Source organism: Carboxylicivirga sp., assembly GCF_982718395.1.
On sequence record NZ_CEXQWX010000231.1, the window covers coordinates 1 to 7,227 of the forward strand.

At 35.0% G+C, this 7,227-nt stretch carries 2 protein-coding genes; both read right to left on the reverse strand.

All coding sequences use genetic code 11. The features are described from left to right. Window positions 1-247 precede the first annotated feature (247 nt). Entirely contained in the window at window positions 248-3,874 is a 3,627-nt protein-coding gene (locus tag AC4MRQ_RS23965; RefSeq protein ID WP_491200259.1) for a sulfatase-like hydrolase/transferase, read from the reverse strand. 188 nt (window positions 3,875-4,062) lie between these two features. Next, window positions 4,063-6,942, reverse strand: a complete 2,880-nt coding sequence (locus tag AC4MRQ_RS23970; protein WP_491200260.1) for a helix-turn-helix and ligand-binding sensor domain-containing protein — start codon at window positions 6,940-6,942, stop codon at window positions 4,063-4,065. Window positions 6,943-7,227: the final 285 nt, after the last annotated feature.

Consider the following 7,227-nt stretch of genomic DNA (forward strand, 5'->3'; position numbering starts at 1 on the left):
TATTGGGATTTTTACAACTATTACTTACTAGTAACAATAAAAGGGCCGCAAATATTAATATTTTATTCATCTTATATTTTTAAGGGTAAAATATTAAGACATTAAGATACTAACTGTATCTTAATGTCTATTAAATGATCAATTATTAACGTTATTAATAACTACCCATAATTTATGAAGTCCATAAGCCATAAAAGCCAAGTCAATATTTCAAACTTTATTATGGGTATTTGATTTGAACGCCGTATTAGTTATTGCTTTTAATTAACTTCTTTGTGCATATTACATTGTTTGATCTGAACCTGACAATGTATGTACCTGCTGGTAAAGAGGAAATATTTACATATCCGTTTCCATTATTAATTAAGCTACCTAAAACCTTAACTCCAGAAAGGTTAAAGATTTCTACTTCATCATCAATAGTTTCTACATCCGCAACATAAAAATAATCACCTGCCGGGTTTGGATACAGTTTCTTTTCAACGGACTTGCCGGAAAGATTAGTATCTATGGATGTTGGTAGATCTACAATAGGATCCGGATTGTTATTAATGATTATATCATCAACGTAAACAGTATGTGCAGCGTAAGTGCTTGTTCTGTCAACCTGAATGTTTAAAGCAGTAATGGTTTTATCTCCATCGGTTATATCAAATACCAAGTCTTCCCACTCACCTGTAAGGGCCTGTGCCTGCATAGGAACAAGGTCTGATCCAACTCCTGAACCTGAGCCATTGGGTTTACATTGAACAGGTGAAATAACTGTTTTTAGTAGTTTAACGTGTATGTAACGTAAATTACCTGTGAAGGCAGGAAGACTGGTTGCACCTCCCGATCCTACTATACCTGCCCAATCTTTACGACCGGTTGCAGGTAAATCAACTTTCATTACTTTGCTACTTGTATTAATTCCTTCCATTAATGGGTTATCAACTACAGTTGCAGTAGAACCGGCAAAGTTTTTAAACACAGTTGTGGCGTCTTCAAAATCTTCCATAATGTAATTGTAATTAGGCATATAAACAGTCACTTCCTGACTGTTTAAAGATGATTCGTCAGATGCATTTTTAGCAACAATGTAAATACTATACTTTTCGTCAGAATTTACATTCACAGTAACATTTGTGGAAGTAGTTGTTGTATATTCAACATCATTTACATACACAACATACGAAGTAGCATCTTCCATCTCAGACCATTCTAAACTTAATTCAGTATCTGTCTGTTCTGTCAGCTTTAGTCCGTAAGGTTTTAACTCTGTAAATAAAGTTGCATTAAGTGAGTTAGGATTGTTATTCATGAAGATATCATCAATATATACAGTGTGTGCCACCCTGGCAGAAGTTCTGTCAACCTGAATGTTTAATGCAGTGATCACTTTTTCACTGTCAGCCATATCAAAAACCATATCTTCCCATTCATTTGTTAATGCTTGCGGATTAAGGCTTTCAATATCTGATCCGGTACCACTACCACTTCCTGATGACTTGGCAAATATTGGTGATACAACTGTCTTTAACATTTTAATGTGCAGGTAACGATATCCGGTACTTATAGATGAGAAATCGGCAGCTACTGTTCCTGCCCAATCCTGTCTGGATGCATCTCCAGGTAGATCAATCTGCAAAACATTGTCACTGGTATTTATTCCTGACTTTAGAGGATTGGTTACCACAGATGTAGTTGCTCCTGCAAAATCTCCAAACATAGTACCACCTGATTCAAAATCGTCAAAAACTAACGGTGCATTAGGCATAGCAACCTCTAAAGTGTTACTCTCTAATGACATTTCAGCAGAAGCATTTTCTCCAATGATTGAAAATTGGTTAATGCTCTTAGAATCTAATCCATCAATGACGGAAAAAGTATCTGTTGCAGTTTTTAATTCACTACCATTCATGATAATGTGATAGGTAGTAGCACCTTCCAGTCCATACCAGCTTAAGGTAAACTGTGTATCTTCAATGTCAGAAGATTTTAACCCAAATGGTGTTGTTTCAGTAAAAACAGCACTTGCTGCTATTGGATTTGGATCAATAGTAAATTGAATATCATCAACATAAATATCGTAATCGCCTAGCGCAGCACTATATTCAACCTGAACGGCAACAGAATCAATAGATCCGGCAAAGCTACTGCAATCAAATACAATATCTTCCCACTCATTGGTTTTTGAGAATGCATTGGTAGCAGGGTATGTATATGTATTTGAACCACTTATTATTTGAAATGATACAGTAGTTAGTGCATTACTGTAAAACTTCACGTGTGCAAAGTGTGGGTGATTTGTAAATTTATTGATTTTTGCCTTTGCAGTAGCTGTGCTTGCAGTATTAGTAGAAGCACTGTGGATTTGTAATACGTTTGCACTGGTATTAATACCTGCGGCCAGAGGATTAGCTACTTCGGTACAAGTTACATCTGCCTCAGTTCCTACAAATTCATAGTCCTCAAATGTACCATCAAAATGCTCAATCATTTTGTATTGATAATCTCTGTTTCCAGGACCACCCCACCATTTATTGTCTGTTAAGTTTCTATCCCAATTATCAAAATCATTCTGCAAACCTTTTGCAATTTCAGGATACTGATCGTACAAATCTGTTGTTTCAAATTCATCGTTAACCATGTCAAACAACATTGGTTTATTGGCATCACCATCATTGTTAACAAGCTTCCAGTCACCTTTACGTATAGCATAGTCATTCTGTCTTCTGAAATATAAAGCTTCGTGTACAGATTCTTCTGCTCCTATTGTTCCATCCAGGTATGGAACCAAATCTTTACCATCAAAATCGAAACGGGCATTGTTTGAGCTTTGTCCCAAGTGATTTAAAATTGTAGGTACTACATCCAATGTACTCACTGGTTTATTGTAACTGGTCCCACCAGTCAACTTATTTGGCCAATTGATGATGTATGGAACTCTGATACCTCCTTCATATGGATCACCTTTCCATCCTCTGTAGCCACCGGTTCTCGACATTCTTCCGGCTTCACTTGAAGGAGAACCATTATCACTAATAAAGAAAAATAGAGTATTGTCATAAACTCCCTGATCTTTAAGTTCTTGTACGACTCTTCCAACACCGTCATCAACAGCTAATACCATTCCTGCGAAAAGTTTTCTTTCTTCCTCTTCGATGTGTGACACTCTATCTATATATTCTTGTGGAACCTGCCATGGAGAATGAACAGCATTATAAGATAAGTATACAAAAAATGGGTTGGCTGCATTATTCTGAATAAAAGTCACAGCTTCATCACTAAAAACATCTGTTGCATACCCGGAAAAAGCCTCAGGGGTATTGTCCCTGAAAATTGGCCATTTGTTAAAGGTGGCACCAAAATCCATATCTGCTTCGTAGTAATCATGTGCCCCATTCAGGAAACCATAAAATTCATCGTATCCTCGTTGGTTCGGACGATAGGCTTCATCTAATCCCATATGCCACTTACCTATGGCTTTAGAGGTATAATTATAAGATTCAAGTAGTTCTGAAACCATGGGTTGCTCTAATGAAAGACCATTGTCCATGTCAGTACCTTCATACCATGTTTTTTCCGGTTCATTCAACGAACTTCCAAACCTTTGCTGGTAAACACCAGTTAAAAGACCTGCTCTTGATGGACCACATACTGATGCTGATACATAAGCTTGTGTAAACACAATTCCTTCACCGGCTAAAGCATCAATATTGGGTGTTCTTACATCTGTAGCTCCTAAATAGCCAACATCACCATACCCCATATCATCAGCTAATATTAATACAATATTAGGCCTTGTTGGGTCAACATTTTGTGCATCCATCATGTCTGAGGTAAAAACAACCAGCGACACAATAATACACCTTAAGAGAAGATTTAATTTCATAAAGCTTTAAATTTACAATGGTTACTAATAAGGTTGACTAATGTAGGTGTATGGGCATATGAATAAAAACAAGTCGCCTATACTTGAAATATGCACACCTCAACATCAACCAAACAACCACCATAACCCACTGTAAGCTTGCGAATTACAAACATCATCCTTACACAGAATTACACTTTATATTCTCACTAGAAGTTTAGCATCATTTCAGTCAGGTTATCGTGTGGGTTTAGTTCCAGCTTTTTTCTGATACGATAACGATGCACCTCAACACTTCGAATACTGATATTTAATAATGGTGCAATTTCTTTTGAAGAAAGATTCATTCTTAAATATGCACACAAACGAAGATCTTTTGGAGTTAAATTAGGATGTTGCTCTTTTAGCCGTATAAAAAAATCGGAATGGGCATTATCAAAATGTGTTTGAAATGTTTCCCAGTCACTTTGATGTTCAATATTCTTATTAATCAGGTTGATTATTGGTTCAAGAAAGTTATCAGGTAAACGGCCTGCAATTTTCTTTTTCTTTTTTTCTACTTCCTCTTTTATCTCAGTTAAAGCTTCGTTTTTATTAATGATGGCCATAGTTGAGGAAGCAAGCTGACTACTTTGATGCTCCAGCTTATTTTGTAAGATGATCTGTTCAGCCTGATAACGTTGTTCTTTTTCTTTTTCTTCTATAATTCTTACTTGCTCATGATCCAGCTTTCTTTTATGCGCTTTAATATATCTCTTAATACCGAATGGAAGTGATAAAAAGAAAAGTACCAGGCACAGTATAAAAATTGATATTGAAGTCTTGGTCTGGTACCAAGGAGGCAATATTTTAAAACTAAAGTCTCTTGTTGGTAATTCGTTACCAAAACCATCAATGCCTTTAATGCGGAAGGTATAATCACCATAGGGTAATTTTTGGTACACAGTGCTTGTACTGGAAGACAACTTGCTCCAATCCTTATCAACACCCTCCATTTTATATTGATAACGCGCATTTCTCCCAGGAGCAGACATCGAAGAAAAACTGAATTCAATCCGCTTTACCGGGTACCTTAGTTCGGTTTTATCTGTTTCAGTATCCAACAGCCTTAGCTCATCTTTTCTATTAATTATCTCAATTTCACTAAGGTTAATAGGATACGTAAAACTGTTTCTGATTAAATCTTCTTTGGGGTTATAAACTGCAATCCCATTTTCGAGGCAGATAATTGTCATACTCTCATCAATTGGGATAATATTTTCAAATTTCTCCACCAAGCCTGTACCCGATTCATTAAAATCATACTGGAATTCCTTTTTTAATACACCGGATTGCATCTTAAAATACCCAATCCTGGAACCATTAATGAACCAGAAACTTTTGTCCGGCCCTTTAAATAAATGACTGGAATTGGCAAAATCCTGTAATTCAGTATTTAGCTTTGTATACGGTATAATAGTATCATTAAGGCTATCGTATGCATAAAATCCTTTCTGTGTTGAGAAAACCACATTGTTAAATATCTTAAATACATCATTACCATAATTTGAAGGTAATCCTTTATTAGTCCCATACACATCGTATAGTAATCTATTAGAATCATTAGGATCTATCCTAAGCTTCATAATACTCTTCTGAATAAAATGGCTTCCCCAAATAAAATTATTGTGATCTACCTCAATATTTTTAATTCCTAAATTAAAACCACGCAATATTTTGTCGAATATCCATTTCTGGTTCTGATCTTTTTTTAGGAGTAGCAAATTATTGTGAGTACATAAGACTAGTTTGCTTTCATCATCAACATTTAGCAACCTGAATGAATAAGCCGCATTCTTTTCTGATATCTTAATAAATTGATCATTTTCAATTATAAATGTACCATGATTGTGGCCACAGAGAAGCTGATCGTCATAAACAGCTAATTGCCATGACTGACCTATGGACCCTTCAATCAGTTTAAAATCTGATATCTCGAGGCGATCCAATTCATCTGCATTATACGGATGATAGTACACCCCTTGATTGGTAGCCAGGTATAAGATATTGTTATGGACCTTTGCAGAATGCACCATACCTATACTTATTCGATCATCAGCAATAAATGTAAATGGAAAATTAAAATCGATATACCCAACTCCTTTATTACTTGTATACCACAACCTTTGTTTACTGTCAAACCTTAAATCATAAATCGTATTGGTATTTAGATAATTATCTGTATTGAGGTGATGAATAACATTACCTTGTTCATCAAATATATAAATACCGCCCTTAAGCGTACCAATTATGTAATTCTCCCCATGCACTAGACCAACATTGATATCCTTGTTGTATATCTCCTGCTGGATAGGTGAATCCCAATTCTTAAACGAATGATTATCCCATATGATTAATCCATTTCTTGAACCTAACAGGAATTCATCTTTCTTGAAAGGCAACACTGTTCTTAAAGGAACATTGTCTTTTAGGATATTCTGTGGTATGGTGGTAAAAGAATCATTTTTAAATTCGAGAAAATCTGTATAAAAAGTTTTTGCAAAGTATCTTCCTCTTGCTTCAAGTAAAAATAGAATTGGATCATCTGTTGGGACAATCCTGATACCATTCTTACCATATATAAAAATGGCATCGAAAGATTGGAAAATAATCTCACTTTGTTCGTTTTCATATATCTGCCAGATTTCATTGTTATGAAAGGTAAAATCTGTAACCTTATCTTTTAATGAGTAGTAATGAAGTTGTCCATAGTTATCTTTTTCGAAGTACCCGAATTCTTCATAGGAACCAACATAAATAAGATCATTATCTGAAACATACACCGAACGCACAATGCCATAATTCGGTAATTTATATAATTTCCAGTTGGCTCCATCAAATGTCAGAAGTCCTTCGTCATTGGCAAAATAGGCATTTCCATTCCTGTCAAAATCTACCGACCAGTTTTTATTAAATGCATTGTACTCGTACTTTGAGAAGGAAACAACATTGATTCTGCCAGCTTTAACATTCGTCATATAAACCAATAACAGTATAGGAATAATGACTTTCTGGAAGGTTTGTATAAAAGAGGTTGATGAATACATCATATAACAAATGCTATTTCTAAAGATTTAAACGTGACAGCATTACAAATATCTTGCAGAAGTGCATCTGAAAATACAGTTTTTGGCTAAATCATTGAATATTAAACCAATTAATTTGCACTATTAATTAATGAAAGATATCCTAGCTACATTTGGAGCTTAATTTAGGAGATTAATCATTTATATACAAATAACTGCATACTTAGCAAAAGAATCACCTTAACTGGTTAAGCTACTTCGTAATTTTCCTGACTGATTTCAAATAGCTTTAATTAATTATGAAATGTA